Genomic DNA, 14,107 nt, shown 5'->3' on the forward strand with positions numbered 1-14,107 from the left:
ACGTGAGAATCAGCACCCATACCCAGAGGAACCGACGCTCGGACGGGGCCGATGGTTGCGTGAAGGAACGGTTCCGCTTAACCGCCCACCGCTATACATCGTGGGTATACACCCCGTGTACAGTGATCCGCATGTCCATCGGTCACACCCTCCTGGGACTCCTGGAGTCCGGCCCGCGCCACGGCTACGACCTCAAGCGGGCCTTCGACGAGAAGTTCGGCCACGACCGGCCGCTCCACTACGGGCAGGTCTACTCGACCATGTCCCGGCTCCTGAAGAACGGCCTCGTCGTCGTCGACGGCATCGAGGCGGGCGGCGGCCCGGAACGGAAGCGGTACGCCATCACCGAGGCGGGCATCACCGATGTCGCCCAGTGGCTCACCACCCCCGAGAAGCCGGAGCCGTACCTCCAGTCCACGCTTTACACCAAGGTCGTCCTGGCCCTGCTCACCGGCCGCGGCGCCGCCGACCTCCTCGACACCCAGCGCTCCGAACACCTGCGCCTGATGCGCGAACTCACCCGGCGCAAGAGGGACGGCGACCTCGCCGACCAGCTCATCTGCGACCACGCCCTCTTCCACCTGGAGGCGGACCTGCGCTGGCTGGAACTGACGGCCGCCCGCCTCGACCGGCTCGCCGAGGAGATCCGCCGATGAGCTCCACCCCGCTCCTGAGGGCCACCGGCCTCGACAAGGCCTACGGCCCCACCCCGGCGCTCGCGGGCGCCGACTTCTCGCTCCGCGCCGGCGAGGTCGTCGCCGTCATGGGCCCCTCCGGCTCCGGCAAGTCGACCCTCCTGCACTGCCTGGCCGGCATCGTCCGGCCCGACGCGGGCACCATCACCTACGACGGACGCGACCTCACCGCGCTCTCCGACACCGCGCGCAGCTCCCTGCGCCGTACCGACTTCGGCTTCGTCTTCCAGTTCGGCCAGCTCGTGCCCGAACTGACCTGCGTCGAGAACGTGGCCCTGCCGCTGCGTCTGGCCGGGGAGAAGCGCAGGGCCGCCGAAGCCAGGGCGGCCGAGTGGCTGGCCCGCCTGGAGGTCGACGACACCGCGGCCAAGCGCCCCGGCGAGATCTCCGGCGGCCAGGGCCAGCGCGTCGCCGTCGCCCGCGCCCTCGTCACCGCCCCGCGCGTGATCTTCGCCGACGAACCGACCGGCGCCCTCGACTCCCTCAACGGCGAGCGGGTCATGCGGATGTTCACCGACGCCTCCCGGGACACCGGCGCCGCCATCGTCCTCGTCACCCACGAGGCCCGGGTCGCCGCCTACTCCGACCGCGAGATCGTCGTACGCGACGGCAGGGTCCGGGACGCGGAGTGGGCGGCATGAGGTTCCGCACCTGGGCCCGCGACCTGGCGCTCGGCGCCCGCTTCGCCGTCACCGGCGGCCGCCCCGGCCTGCTCCGCACCCTGTTGACCGCCACCGGCGTCGGCTTCGGCGTGGCCCTGCTGCTGATCGCCGCCGCGCTGCCGAACATGCTCTTCCAGCGGGAGGTACGGGAGTCCCAGCGCGCCCCGGACGGCAGCGAGACGATCTCCGCCCCCCGGCCGGACTCCTTCCTCCACCTCGGGCGGGTCACGGTGTTCCGGGGCGACGTCGTCAGCGGTCTCCTCGTCCGGCCGGAGGGCGCCGCGCCCGCCGTCCCCCCTGGCGCGTCGGCGTTCCCGGCACGCGGCGAGATGCTCGTCTCCCCCGCGCTCCGCGAGCTGCTCGACTCCTCCGACGGCGCCCTCCTCAAGAAGCGGCTGCCCTACCGGGTCGGCGGGACGATCGGCGAGGCCGGGCTCATCGGCCCGGCCGAGCTGCGGTACGTCGCCCACGTCGGCTTCCTCACCACCGACAACTACGACGGGCGCGGCGTGCGCTACGGCTGGTCGGTGCCCGAGGAACCGATGAACGCCTTCCTCATCCTCCTCGTCCTCGTGGCGTCCGTCGTCCTGCTCGTCCCCGTGCTCGTCTTCATCGCGACCGCCGTCCGCTTCGGCGGCGAGCAGCGCGACCGGCGGCTCGCCGCGCTCCGCCTCGTCGGCGCCGACACCGCCATGACCCGGCGGATCGCGGCCGGCGAGTCCCTCGCGGGCGCGCTCCTCGGCCTCGCGGTGGGGCTCGGCCTCTTCGCGGTGGCGCGCCAGTTCGCCGGGGCCTTCACCATCTGGGACGTCAACGCCTTCCCCTCCGACGTCGTGCCGATCCCGGCGCTCGCCGCGTGCGCCCTCCTCACGGTGCCGGTCGCGTCGGTCGTCGTCACCCTCTTCGCGCTGCGCGGGGTGGCGATCGAGCCGCTCGGCGTGGTCAGGACCGCCACCCCGCGCCGTCGCCGGCTGTGGTGGCGCCTGCTGCTCGTGGCCGCCGGGGCCGCGCTGCTCGCCCCCGTGATCGGCGGGATCGAGATGACCCAGAGCGGCATCGACAGCGTGCGGATCGGCGTCGGCGTCACGCTCGCCCTCATCGGCCTCACCTCCCTGCTGCCCTGGCTCGTCGAGGCGGTGGTGAAGCGGCTGCACGCGGGCCCCGTGGCCTGGCAGCTCGCGGTCCGCAGGCTCCAGCTGAGCAGCGGGACGGCGGCCCGCGCGGTCAGCGGCATCGTCGTCGCGGCGACCGGGGCGATCGCGCTCCAGATGCTCTTCCAGGCGATGGAGCACGAGTTCACGCAGGGCACGGGCTCGGACTCGTCCCGCGCCCAGATAGCCGTCGGCGCCCACGCGGAGAACGGCGACGAGGCCCGCGCGATGATCGCCCGCTTCGAGCGCACCGAGGGCGTCGACGGGGTGATCGGCGTGGTCTCGTCGAACGTGTGGCGGCCGGGGCCCCTGAAGGACGGCGAGGAGTTCGCCCCGATGGCGTCGATCAGGGTGGGCGACTGCGCCTCCCTCCGGGAGTTCGCCACGCTGCCGTCCTGCCGTGAGGGCGACGTCTTCGTCTTCCTCGCGCACGGAGTTCAGGGCTCGCCGCCCGACGAGCGGGTCACCCGGGCCGCCCGGCCGGGCGCCACGGTCGTCCTGCGCGACCCGCACCCCCACCCGAGCTCCCCCGGTGCCGGCGAGAAGGGGCCGCTGCCCGAGTGGCGCGTCCCCGCCGACGCCCGGCTCGTGGACTCCCGGCCGGACCCGACCGGCATGTACGAGTACGGGGTCCTCGCCACCCGGTCGGCGATCGACCCCGCCCGGCTCGACACGCCCGACGCGACGGCGATGGTCCGGCTCGACCCGGCCGTGCCCGACGCGGGCGAGCACGTACGGAACACGGCGGCGGAGATCGACCCGACGTCCTGGGTCCGCACGCTCAATGACACCGAGCAGGACGCCCAGTTCAGCAGCGTCCGCACCGGCATCCTGGTCGGCTCCACCCTGACGATGCTGCTGGTGGCGGCCTCGCTGCTCGTGACCACCCTGGAGCAGCTCAGGGACCGCAAGCGGCTGCTCTCCTCGCTGGTCGCCTTCGGCACCCGGCGCTCGACCCTGAGCTGGTCGGTGCTGTGGCAGACGGCGGTGCCGATGCTCCTCGGGCTCGGACTCGCCGTGGCGGGCGGGCTCGGTCTCGGGATCGTCCTCCTGGCGACGACCGGGCAGGGGGTCCAGGACTGGTGGGTGTTCCTGCCGGTCGTCGGGATCGGGCTCGCGCTGATCGCGGCGGTGACGCTGCTCAGCATGCCGCTGCTGTGGCGGCTGATGCGTGCGGACGGGCTGCGCACCGAGTAACCCGTCGCCCGTACGTGCGAACACCGGCGGGCGCCGGTTCCTGACACCGGGGGGTTTCAGGAACCGGCGCCCGCGCGCGTACGACCCCGGACCTCCCGCGCGTACGGCTTCAAGCCCTCACGCGCGTACGGCCTCGGGCACCCCGGCGCGCACGGCCACAGGCCCCCGGGCGCCTACGTCCTCAGGCCCCCGCGCCCAGTACCCGTACCGGAAGCCCCCGCATCGCGCCGCGCAGCGCCTCCGCCAGCTCCTCGAACTCGGCGTGCCGGGCAGCCCCCGTGCGCATCGCCAGGGCGATCCGCCGGGCCGGGGCCGGTTCGGTGAAGAGCCCGGTCCACAGCGCGTGGTTGCGGGCCGTCTCGACCGTGACGGCGGTGCGCGGCAGCAGGGTCACCCCGAGCCCGCCGGCCACCAGCTGGACCAGCGTGGAGAGTCCGGCCGCGGTGGTGGTGACCTCGGCGCCGCCCGTGCGCCCGGCCTCGCGGCAGATGTCGAGGGCCTGGTCGCGCAGGCAGTGGCCTTCGTCGAGGAGCAGCAGCCGCAGCTCCTTGAGGGCGTCGCGCGGGATGTCGTCCCGCCCGGCCAGCGGATGCCCCTCCGGGGTGACCAGCACGAAGTCCTCGTCGAAGAGGGGGAGTTCGGTGACGCCGGGCACGCCGAGCGGTACGGCGAGCAGCAGCAGGTCGAGCCGCCCGGCGGTGAGCCCCTCCAGGAGCGAGGAGGTCTGCTCCTCGTGGACCTGGAGGTCGAGGTCGGGGTAGCGCCGGTGGACCAGCCGCAGCACCGTCGGCAGCAGGTAGGGGGCGACGGTCGGGATCACGCCGAGCCGCAGGACCCCGGTGAACGGGGCCTGGGCCGCCTCCGCCTCCTCCATCAGCTCCGACACCGCGTCGAGGACGGCCCGCGCGCGTACCGCGAGCCGCTCCCCCGCGGGCGAGAGCAGCACCTTTCTCGTCGTACGCTCAAGGAGCTGGACACCGAGTGCCTCTTCGAGTGCCGAAACCGCGCCCGAGAGCGCGGGCTGGCTCATGCCGATGGAGGCCGCCGCATCGCGGAAGTGCAGATGCTCGGCGACCGCCACGAACGCTCTGAGCTGCGAGAGGCTCGGCTGCTTGCCTCGGTTCGGGCCGTGCGGGGAACTGTACGGGGACGCCACTGATAACCACCTTCGATCAACACGACCCACTCTAGCTATTTCACTGATCAATGCACTCCGTGCCATGCTGTGAGCCGTCCAACCCCCACGGAAGACCCCAAAAGGGACCCTTCCCGCTTGCAAGGAGAGCGCGTGCTCACTGTCGGTGACAAGTTCCCCACCTACGACCTGACCGCCTGCGTGTCGCTGGAGAGCGGCAAGGAGTTCGAGCAGATCGACCACAAGGCCTACGAGGGCAAGTGGCGCGTGGTGTTCTTCTGGCCGAAGGACTTCACCTTCGTCTGCCCCACCGAGATCGCCGCGTTCGGCAAGCTGAACGACGAGTTCGCGGACCGCGACGCCCAGATCCTCGGCGTCTCCGGCGACTCCGAGTTCGTGCACCACGCCTGGCGCAAGGACCACGCCGACCTGCGTGACCTGCCCTTCCCGATGCTGGCCGACTCCAAGCACGAGCTCATGAGCGACTGCGGCGTCAAGGGTGCCGACGGCTTCGCCCAGCGCGCCGTCTTCATCGTGGACCCGAACAACGAGATCCAGTTCACCATGGTGACCGCCGGCTCCGTCGGCCGTAACCCCAAGGAGGTCCTGCGGGTGCTGGACGCCCTGCAGACCGACGAGCTGTGCCCGTGCAACTGGAACAAGGGCGAGGGCACCCTCGACGCCGCCGCGCTCCTGTCGGGCGAGTGATCTGACATGGCTCTCGACGAACTGAAGTCCGCCATACCGGACTTCGCCAAGGACCTGAAGCTGAACCTCGGTTCGGTCATCGGCAACAGCGAGCTGCCCCAGCAGCAGCTCTGGGGCACCGTCCTCGCCTGCGCGATCGCCTCGCGCTCGCCGAAGGTCCTCAGGGAGCTGGAGCCCGAGGCCCAGGCCAACCTGAAGCCCGAGGCGTACCAGGCGGCCAAGTCCGCCGCCGCGATCATGGCGATGAACAACGTCTTCTACCGGACCCGGCACCTGCTGTCGGACCCCGAGTACGGGACGCTGCGCGCCGGTCTGCGGATGAACGTCATCGGCAACCCGGGCGTCGAGAAGGTCGACTTCGAGCTGTGGTCGCTGGCCGTCTCCGCGATCAACGGCTGCGGCCAGTGCCTGGACTCGCACGAGCAGGTCCTGCGCCAGGCCGGTGTCGACCGCGCCACGATCCAGGAGGCCGTCAAGATCGCCGCGGTGATCCAGGCCGTCGGCGTCACCCTCGACGCGGAAGCGGTGCTCGCCTCCGCCGAGTAGGACCGCACGGCATGCGTGTGAAGGGCCCCGGGGCTGCCTGCCCCGGGGCCCTTCACGCGTCCGTCACGCCGTCACGGCGCCTTCTTCAGCGCCGCCATCAGGCTCAGCATGTCCTGGGACATCGGGACCTCGATCCCGGAGAGGTCGAGGGGGTCCTTGTTCCCGATCTCGTTCCCGTCCTCGTCGACGCCGTAGCTCCGGTAGAGGCTCAGCGAGAGCTCGGCCTGGCCGTCGAGGACGCGGATCTCCCCGCCCTCGCCGCCGCGGTCGTCGAAGAAGGCCATCTCCCCGATGCCGTCGATCGGCGTGGTCAGGTCGTAGTACCGCGACCGCGCCCCGAACTCGGGGCCCGGGTCGATCACCTTGTGCAGGGTGTAGGTGACCTGGGCGTCGTAGCCGGAGTCGGGCGATCCGAAGTGCAGCGAGCACGAGGTCTCGTACACGGCCGGGTCCTTCATCTGCGGCCCCGCGCCGTCCGAGCCGCGCTTGCCCAGGACGCCGGAGAGCGCCTTGAGCTCCGCCGCCTCGCAGACGCTCTCCACCTGCCGGTACCCGCCCAGGTCCGGACCCGGCTCCGCCCTCCGCTCGTACGCGTAGAGCCCGCCGCCCCACACCGCGGAGGCCAGCACCGCGCCGCCGAGCGCCCACGGCCAGGGGCGGCCGGTCCGGGGCGGGCGCGGGGGCTTCTCCTCCGTCAGGACCTCGACGGTGTCGAACGTCGTCCCGCCGACGTACTCCGGCTCCGATATCACTGGTCGTCCCCCTTGACCGCCGGGGAGCCCGGGGCCGGGGTGGGCGCCACTTCGAAGGCGGTCGCCCCACGCGGCTCGGGCGCGCTGCGGAGCGCCTGTTCCGTGCTGTACGCGCGCAGGTAGCCGACCACCGTGTTGGAGACGGCGACCAGCGGGACCGCGACCACGGCGCCGCCGATGCCGGCGGTCAGACCACCGGCCGCGACCGCGAGGACGACGGCGAGCGGGTGGACCCGGACGGCCCGGCCGAGGATGAAGGGCTGGAGGACGTGCCCCTCGATCTGCTGCACGGCGAGGACCACCACGAGCACCATCAGGGCGGTGAACACCCCGTTGGTGACGAGCGCGACGACGACCGCCAGGGCGCCGGAGATGACGGCGCCGACGAGCGGGATGAAGGCGAACAGGAAGATGAAGACGGCGAGCGGCACCGCCATCGGCACGTCGAGGAACCAGAGACCGAGGCCGATGAAGACGGCGTCGATGAGGGCGACGAGCACCGTGCCCCGCACATAGGCGGTCAGCGTGCGCCAGGCGCGCGGTCCGGCGCCCGCGACGCCGGGCCGGGCCTGGGCGGGGACGAGCTTGAGCGTCCACTCCCAGACCTTCTTCCCGTCGTAGAGCAGGAAGAGCGTCGAGAACATGGCGAGCAGGATGCCGGTCATCGTCTCGACGACGACGGTCACGCCCTGGAGTCCGACCTGGGTGATCTGCTCGGCGTTGGCGCCCACGGAGTCGCTGAGGTTCTTCGCGATGCCGTTGATCTGCTGCTCGGTCACGTGGAAGGGGCTGTCGAGGAGCCAGCGCTTGAGCTCCTCGATACCGCCCTTGACCTGATCGGACAGGTTGTCGATGTTGTCCATCACCTGCCAGACCACGAACCAGCCGACCAGGCCCATCACGACGAAGCCGGAGACGGCGGTGACGGCGGTGGCGAGGCCGCGGGGCAGGCCCTTCCTGCGCAGCATGGCCACGGTGGGCTGGAGCAGGGCGGTGACGAGGAGCGCGGCCACGAAGGCGAGGACGACCAGCTGGACGGAGCTGATCACCTTCATCAGCACCCAGACGGTGCCGGCGAAGACGAGGAGACGCCAGCTCGCCTCGGCGGCGACGCGCATGCCCCAGGGGATCGCGGCGACGGGGTCGGGGCGGGCGGCGACGGCCGGCGCGTACGACGGGGGCGCCGGGACGGAGAGCTCCGGCTCGGCGTCCGTCTCCGGGAGGGGCGCCGCGGTGTCCGGGTCCGTATCGGGACGGACGGGGCCGGACACGTCCCCGCGGGCGCGGCCGGCCGGCCGCTTCCCGGTGTTCTCGTACGGCGGGCCGATCGGATCGTCGCGGTCCGCCTCGGCCCTGCGCTCGTCGAGACGCTCACCCATGCGGCTCAGGCTCTCGCCCAGCCGTCCCAGCCACCCTGGCACTCTCGACATCGCTTTCCTCTTCCCCCGCTCGCTTTTCACCACCGGTTCCCCCGAAGACCGTGGGCATTCGAAACTACACGCAAGAAGCCCCTCACCGTAGGACGGTGAGGGGCTCCCCGAGGTTGAGACGCCGGTACTAGTACCAGCGGTTGGCCTGCCAGAACGACCAGGCTCCACAGGGGCTGCCGTAGCGGCCGTCCATGTAGCTGAGGCCCCACTTGATCTGGGTGGCGGGGTTGGTCTGCCAGTCGGAGCCGGCCGAGGACATCTTGTGGCCCGGCAGCGCCTGCACGAGGCCGTAGGCGCCCGAAGACGGGTTCGTCGCGCGGTAGTTCCAGCCGGACTCGTGGTCCACGATGTTGCTGAAGCACTGGAACTGCGAGGCCGGGATCATCTGGCGAGCCATCGCCTTGACCTCGGAGATCGAGTACGAGCCCTGCGCGGAGAACGACGAGGCGTCGCGGACCGCGGAACGGCTGGCGCGCTCGGACTCCTCCCGCTCCTTGCGCTCCTTCTCGGCCTTCTCCGCCTTGGCGGCCTTGTCGGCCGCCTCCTTCTTGGCCTCGGCGTCCTGGGCGGCGCGGTGACGAGCCGCCTCCTCCGCGGACTTCTTCGCGGCCGAGTCGGCAGCGGCGGCCTGGACATCGGCCTGCTCCGAGAGGGACGAGACCTGTACCTGGGCCTGATCGCCCGCGGGAATGTCCGCGAGCAGCGTGGTGTCGGCCGCGGTGGCCTCGAAGTTGTCGTCCGAGGGCTGAACGGCGTTACCCGACGCAACGCCCACGACGGCGCCGACGGTGGTGACCGCAGTGGCCGAAGCCACCGCGAATCCCCGGACCGAGATCCGGCTCACACGGTTTCCTTCCAGCACGCCCGCACAGGTGACCACGCGGGCGAAATCGTGCCCCTGGCACTGGTCTCCGACGTACGGGGTCACAGAAGACACGGGCCCGTGGTGCTGTGGGCGGCATACGGCGGACGGCTGTTGAGTTGTGCGGTGCTGTGCGCACCCCTGGGGGTGCACGTGTGCCGTATGCGGGGCCTGACGGAAGCAAGACTCTGCCGGACGGCGACACCGCAAGGCAATTCTGTGTTGCGTGTGAAAGCTCACACCTCTGCAGGGGCAGGTGTTTTGGGAGATGTGGCGGACATGGAGGCGCCGCCCGGCTAAGCTCCTGCGCTTTGCCGGGCGGCGCCAACTTCCGTACGCGTACAGACGCGTACGAATCGGTCAGATCTGACCGTCCTCCAGCATCTCCGTCACGAGCGCGGCGATCTGGGAGCGCTCGGAGCGGGTGAGGGTGACGTGCGCGAAGAGCGGATGTCCCTTCAGTTTCTCGACCACGGCGACGACTCCGTCGTACCGACCGACCCGGAGGTTGTCCCGCTGGGCGACGTCATGGGTCAGCACGACCCGCGAATTCGCCCCGATACGGGACAGAACGGTCAACAGGACGTTCCGCTCCAGGGACTGGGCCTCGTCCACGATGACGAAGGCGTCGTGGAGCGAGCGTCCCCGGATGTGGGTGAGCGGCAGGACCTCCAGCATCCCCCGGCCGAGCACCTCCTCGATCACCTCGCGGCTCGCGACCGAGGACAGCGTGTCGAAGACCGCCTGGGCCCACGGGCTCATCTTCTCGGACTCGCTGCCCGGCAGGTACCCGAGCTCCTGGCCGCCGACCGCGTACAGCGGACGGAAGACCATCACCTTCTGGTGCTGACGGCGCTCCAGGACCGCCTCCAGGCCCGCGCAGAGCGCGAGCGCGGACTTGCCGGTGCCGGCCCGGCCGCCCATCGAGATGATGCCGACGTCCGGGTCGAGCAGCAGGTCGAGCGCGATCCGCTGCTCGGCGCTGCGGCCGCGGAGCCCGAAGGCCTCCCGGTCGCCGCGGACCAGCTTCACGTTCCCCTCGGAGGTGACCCGGCCGAGCGCCTTGCCGCGCTCCGACTGCAGCACCAGGCCCGTGTGCACCGGAAGCCCGGCGGCCTCCGGCACGTACAGCGTCTCCTGGTCGTAGAGCAGGTCGACCTGGTCGGCGGAGAGCCCGAGCTCGGTCATCCCCGTCCAGCCGTTGGCGTCCGTGATGGCCAGTTCGGCCCGGTACTCCTCGGCGAGGAGACCGACCGAGGAGGCCTTGATGCGCAGCGGCAGGTCCTTGGAGACGACGGTGACGTCGTACCCCTCCGCCTGGAGGTTCCGCGCGACCGCGAGGATCCGTGAGTCGTTGTCCCCCAACCTGTAGCCGGCGGGCAGGATGCCGGGGTCGGAATGGTTGAGTTCGACACGCAGGGTGCCGCCCAGGTCCCCGACGGGGAGCGGGGCGTCGAGGCGTCCGTACCGGACCCGGAAGTCGTCCAGGAGGCGCAGGGCCTGCCGGGCGAAGTAGCCGAGCTCGGGATGGTGCCGCTTGGCCTCCAACTCCGTCACCACGACGATCGGGAGCACGACCTCGTGCTCCTCGAACCGGGAGACGGCGTTGGGGTCGGCCAGCAGGACGCTGGTGTCGAGAACATAGGTGCGCCGGTCGGAAAGGCGGCGCTTCGTGCTTGTCACCACGGAAGGACAGACCCCCTCGGAAGACCCCTGTGAGGTCGGGGTGCGACGGAACCGGTGTCGCTGCGGAATGGGACCGGGCTCAGGCCGCCATGCGCGGGCCGAACCACGGCCCTCCGCTTCTCCCGTACGTGTCCCGCACGGTCGTCCTGGTGCAAGGGGCCTCCCGGGTGGCGGTCTCCGTGCCGCTCACTTCACCAGGGATATGCCCTCGATCAGGCCTCGCCATGCCATGGCATATGACGACGTGTTCATGAACACGAGGTGATCGGTTCCGACCGCCGTCCCCGGGGCCTCCGGGGACGGCGAGGGGTCGGTTTCCTGCGGCTCAGGTTCCGTAGCGCCGGTGGCGCGCGGCGTAGTCGCGCAGCGCCCGCAGGAAGTCGACCTTGCGGAAGGCCGGCCAGTGCACTTCGCAGAAGTAGTACTCGGAATGGGCGCTCTGCCAGAGCATGAATCCGGACAGCCGCTGCTCGCCGCTGGTGCGGATCACCAGGTCCGGGTCGGGCTGGCCGCGCGTGTAGAGGTGCTCCGAGATGTGCTCGACGTCGACGATCTCGGCGAGCTCCTCGAAGCTCGTCCCGCGCTCCGCGTGCTCCAGGAGCAGCGAGCGGACCGCGTCCGCGATCTCCTGCCGGCCGCCGTACCCCACCGCCACGTTCACGAGTATCCCCGTGTTGTCGTGGGTGGCCTGCTCGGCCTCCTTGAGCACGGACTGCGTCCGCGCGGGCAGCAGGTCCATCGTGCCGACGTGGTGGACCCGCCAGCGGCCGTCGGCGGCCAGCGCGCGCACGGCGTTCTCGATGATGCCGAGCAGCGGTACGAGCTGCTCCTCGGGCCGGCTCAGGTTGTCCGTGGAGAGCATCCAGAGCGTGACGACCTCGACGTCGGTCTCGGCGCACCAGCCGAGCAGCTCCTGGATCTTGTCCGCGCCGGCCTTGTGCCCCTGCTCGGGGGTCCCGCCGGACGCCTTGGCCCAGCGGCGGTTCCCGTCGAGGATGACCCCGATGTGCTTGGGCACCTGGTCATGGTCGAGGCGGCCTTCCACCCGGCGTGCGTAGAGCCCGTACACCAGGTCGCGCAGGTTCACCGTTCTTTACCCCTCCGTGCAGCGGCGGTCCGCCCTGCATCGGCGGTCCGCAAGCGGCCACACTACTGCGCACGGGCGACAGGCTCCCAGCCCGGGACTGTCACAAGTCCGTGATAAGCAGAGATACGTGACTGATTCCCCCGTGTACCGCGCCTCCGCGGACCGCTACGACGCCATGGAGTACCGCCGCTCGGGCCGCAGCGGCCTCAAGCTCCCCGCGATCTCCCTCGGCCTCTGGCACAACTTCGGCGACGACCGCGCCCTCGACACCCAGCGCGCGATCCTCCGCCGCGCCTTCGACCTCGGCGTGACCCACTTCGACCTGGCGAACAACTACGGGCCGCCGCCCGGCTCCGCCGAGCTGAACTTCGGCAAGCTCTTCGCCCAGGACTTCGCGCCGTACCGGGACGAGCTGATCGTCTCCACCAAGGCCGGCTACGAGATGCACCCCGGCCCGTACGGCGAGTGGGGCTCCCGCAAGTACCTGCTGTCCTCGCTCGACGCCTCCCTCCGGCGGATGGGCCTCGACCACGTCGACATCTTCTACTCGCACCGCTTCGACCCGCACACCCCGCTGGAGGAGACGATGGGGGCCCTGGCCTTCGCCGTCCAGCAGGGCAAGGCGCTGTACGTCGGTGTCTCCTCGTACAACAGCGAGCAGACCGCCGAGGCCGCGCGGATCCTGCGGGAGCTGGGCGTCCCGGCCCTCATCCACCAGCCCTCGTACTCGATGATCAACCGCTGGACCGAGGAGGACGGTCTCCTCGACACCCTCGAGGAAGCGGGCATGGGCTGCATCTCCTTCGTGCCGCTGGCACAGGGGCTGCTCACCGGCAAGTACCTGAAGGGCATCCCGGAGGGCTCGCGGGCCACCCAGGGCAAGTCCCTCGACCCGAACCTGCTCTCCGACGAGGTGATGCGGCGCCTCCACGGCCTCGCGGACATCGCGGGCCGGCGCGGGCAGTCGCTGGCGCAGCTGGCGCTCTCGTGGGTGCTGCGCGACGAGCGGATGACCTCGGCGCTGATCGGCGCGTCCAGCGTGGCCCAGCTGGAGGAGAACGTGGCGGCCCTCGCGGGTGCCCCGCTGACCGCCGAGGAGCTGGCGGAGATCGACTCGTTCGCCGTGGACACCCAGGGCGCGAACATCTGGGCCGGCCGGGGCTGACGTCCCCGGAGGGGCGCGGGAAAAGAAAAACGGGCCGGTCCGTGGGGGGGATACGGACCGGCCCGAGGGGGGGTTTCCACCATAACCCTTCGTTAGTCGTGTTGCGCGCCAGGTACGCCGAACGAACCTCGCCGAATGCGGCGGATCCCAGTCGGGACAAGGGGTGTGGGGGCCTGTGGCGGGTTTGCGCCCCGGCGTGGCGGCGGAGTTCCGTCCCCCCGAAGAGGGACCGGTCCGACGGGGCCCCGTTGACGCCCGGGGCCGCGCGGCGTCTCACGGCAGGGCGGTGAACGCGCCGAGGAGCAGACCGAGCAGCGCGCCGCCCAGCATGAACGGGCCGAAGGGGATCGCCGAGGACCGGTCGGCCCGGCGCAGGAGCATGAGACCGAGGCCGTAGACCGCGCCGAGCAGGAAGCCGGCGAAGGCCCCGGTGAACAGGACCCCCCAGCCGTACCAGCCGAGCGCCGCGCCCAGGGGTACCGCCAGCTTCACGTCGCCGAAGCCGAGACCGCTCGGGTTGACCAGGAAGAGCACCAGATAGGCGCCGCCCAGGGCGAGCGCGCCCAGCACGGCGTGGAGCCAGGAGCCCGCGTCGTACGGGAGGAGCTCGGCGGCCCCGAGGAGCAGCGGGACGGCGGCGGCCAGCGGCAGGGTGAGACCGTCCGGAAGCCGGCGCACGCGCGCGTCGACGCTGGCGAGGAGGACGGCGAAGGGCACGCCGAGCAGCCAGACCGCCAGCTCGGGCCGGGGCCCGCCGGTGGCGGCGGCGAGCGCGGCGCAGACGAGGGCGGTGACCAGGGGTGCGGCGAGCGGGCTCCCGGTCGTCGCGCAGTCCCGCCGCCCCGGACCGCCCAGCCAGCCGCTCGCGGGCCCGGCGAGCGCGTGCCCGGCGGGGCAGCGGTCCCGCCACGGTTCCTCCGGGCTCACGGAGAGCCGGTACGCGGCGCGCGGCACGAGCAGCCCGGCGGCGGCGCCCCAGAGGGCGGCGAGGGCGATCATCGTGACGTACACGGACCAGACCCTAGGCTCGC

General features: G+C 71.6%; 13 protein-coding genes. 6 read left to right on the forward strand and 7 right to left on the reverse strand.

The window, feature by feature from the left end; all coding sequences use genetic code 11:
• The first annotated feature begins 131 nt into the window (after positions 1–131).
• From ABT129_RS11310 to ABT129_RS11320, 3 genes are read left to right on the forward strand one after another with little or no spacing between them, the layout of a single operon-like run.
• Positions 132–656 (forward strand): PadR family transcriptional regulator, encoded by a 525-nt coding sequence (locus ABT129_RS11310; RefSeq protein ID WP_351899534.1) that lies wholly within the window; start codon positions 132–134, stop codon positions 654–656.
• Entirely contained in the window at positions 653–1,336 is a 684-nt protein-coding gene (locus ABT129_RS11315; RefSeq protein ID WP_351899536.1) for an ABC transporter ATP-binding protein, read from the forward strand. The genes ABT129_RS11310 and ABT129_RS11315 overlap by 4 nt, the downstream gene beginning before the upstream one ends.
• Entirely contained in the window at positions 1,333–3,705 is a 2,373-nt protein-coding gene (locus tag ABT129_RS11320; protein ID WP_351899539.1) for an FtsX-like permease family protein, read from the forward strand. Before ABT129_RS11315 ends, ABT129_RS11320 begins: the two co-directional genes overlap by 4 nt.
• 181 nt (positions 3,706–3,886) lie before the next feature.
• Here the strand turns inward: ABT129_RS11320 and ABT129_RS11325 are convergent, their stop codons facing one another.
• Positions 3,887–4,861, reverse strand: a complete 975-nt coding sequence (locus ABT129_RS11325) for a LysR substrate-binding domain-containing protein (protein ID WP_351899541.1) — start codon at positions 4,859–4,861, stop codon at positions 3,887–3,889.
• A gap of 132 nt (positions 4,862–4,993) precedes the next feature.
• On the opposite strand from ABT129_RS11325, the gene ABT129_RS11330 reads away from it, so the two are divergent.
• Both ABT129_RS11330 and ABT129_RS11335 read left to right on the forward strand, forming a co-directional pair.
• On the forward strand, positions 4,994–5,548 hold the full coding sequence (locus tag ABT129_RS11330) for a peroxiredoxin (protein ID WP_351899544.1): 555 nt from the start codon (positions 4,994–4,996) through the stop codon (positions 5,546–5,548).
• A gap of 6 nt (positions 5,549–5,554) precedes the next feature.
• Positions 5,555–6,094, forward strand: coding sequence for an alkyl hydroperoxide reductase (locus tag ABT129_RS11335; RefSeq protein WP_351899546.1), 540 nt, complete (start codon positions 5,555–5,557; stop codon positions 6,092–6,094).
• Between the two features lie 71 nt (positions 6,095–6,165).
• On the opposite strand, the gene ABT129_RS11340 is transcribed toward ABT129_RS11335, so the two are convergent.
• The 5 genes from ABT129_RS11340 to ABT129_RS11360 all read right to left on the reverse strand — a co-directional run bounded on the left by ABT129_RS11340 (position 6,166) and on the right by ABT129_RS11360 (position 11,911).
• Positions 6,166–6,846, reverse strand: coding sequence for a hypothetical protein (locus ABT129_RS11340; RefSeq protein ID WP_351899549.1), 681 nt, complete (start codon positions 6,844–6,846; stop codon positions 6,166–6,168).
• A complete protein-coding gene (locus tag ABT129_RS11345) occupies positions 6,843–8,276 on the reverse strand; it encodes an AI-2E family transporter (protein WP_351899551.1) in 1,434 nt (477 codons plus the stop codon). The genes ABT129_RS11340 and ABT129_RS11345 overlap by 4 nt, the downstream gene beginning before the upstream one ends.
• 127 nt (positions 8,277–8,403) lie before the next feature.
• The gene (locus tag ABT129_RS11350; RefSeq protein ID WP_351899553.1) at positions 8,404–9,120 is read right to left on the reverse strand and encodes an aggregation-promoting factor C-terminal-like domain-containing protein; all 717 of its coding nucleotides are present in this window, start codon (positions 9,118–9,120) and stop codon (positions 8,404–8,406) included.
• A gap of 378 nt (positions 9,121–9,498) precedes the next feature.
• On the reverse strand, positions 9,499–10,824 hold the full coding sequence (gene phoH2 / locus ABT129_RS11355) for an RNA 5'-3' helicase PhoH2 (protein WP_351899555.1): 1,326 nt from the start codon (positions 10,822–10,824) through the stop codon (positions 9,499–9,501).
• Between the two features lie 325 nt (positions 10,825–11,149).
• Positions 11,150–11,911, reverse strand: coding sequence for an isoprenyl transferase (locus ABT129_RS11360; protein WP_351899558.1), 762 nt, complete (start codon positions 11,909–11,911; stop codon positions 11,150–11,152).
• A 127-nt stretch (positions 11,912–12,038) separates the two neighbouring features.
• Between ABT129_RS11360 and mgrA the strand changes: the two genes are divergently transcribed.
• Positions 12,039–13,076, forward strand: a complete 1,038-nt coding sequence (gene mgrA / locus ABT129_RS11365) for an L-glyceraldehyde 3-phosphate reductase (RefSeq protein WP_351899560.1) — start codon at positions 12,039–12,041, stop codon at positions 13,074–13,076.
• 273 nt (positions 13,077–13,349) lie between these two features.
• On the opposite strand, the gene ABT129_RS11370 is transcribed toward mgrA, so the two are convergent.
• Positions 13,350–14,087, reverse strand: coding sequence for a prepilin peptidase (locus ABT129_RS11370; protein WP_351899562.1), 738 nt, complete (start codon positions 14,085–14,087; stop codon positions 13,350–13,352).
• Positions 14,088–14,107: the final 20 nt, after the last annotated feature.

It is taken from the genome of Streptomyces sp. NPDC002057 (assembly GCF_040296665.1).
GTDB lineage: Bacteria > Actinomycetota > Actinomycetes > Streptomycetales > Streptomycetaceae > Streptomyces.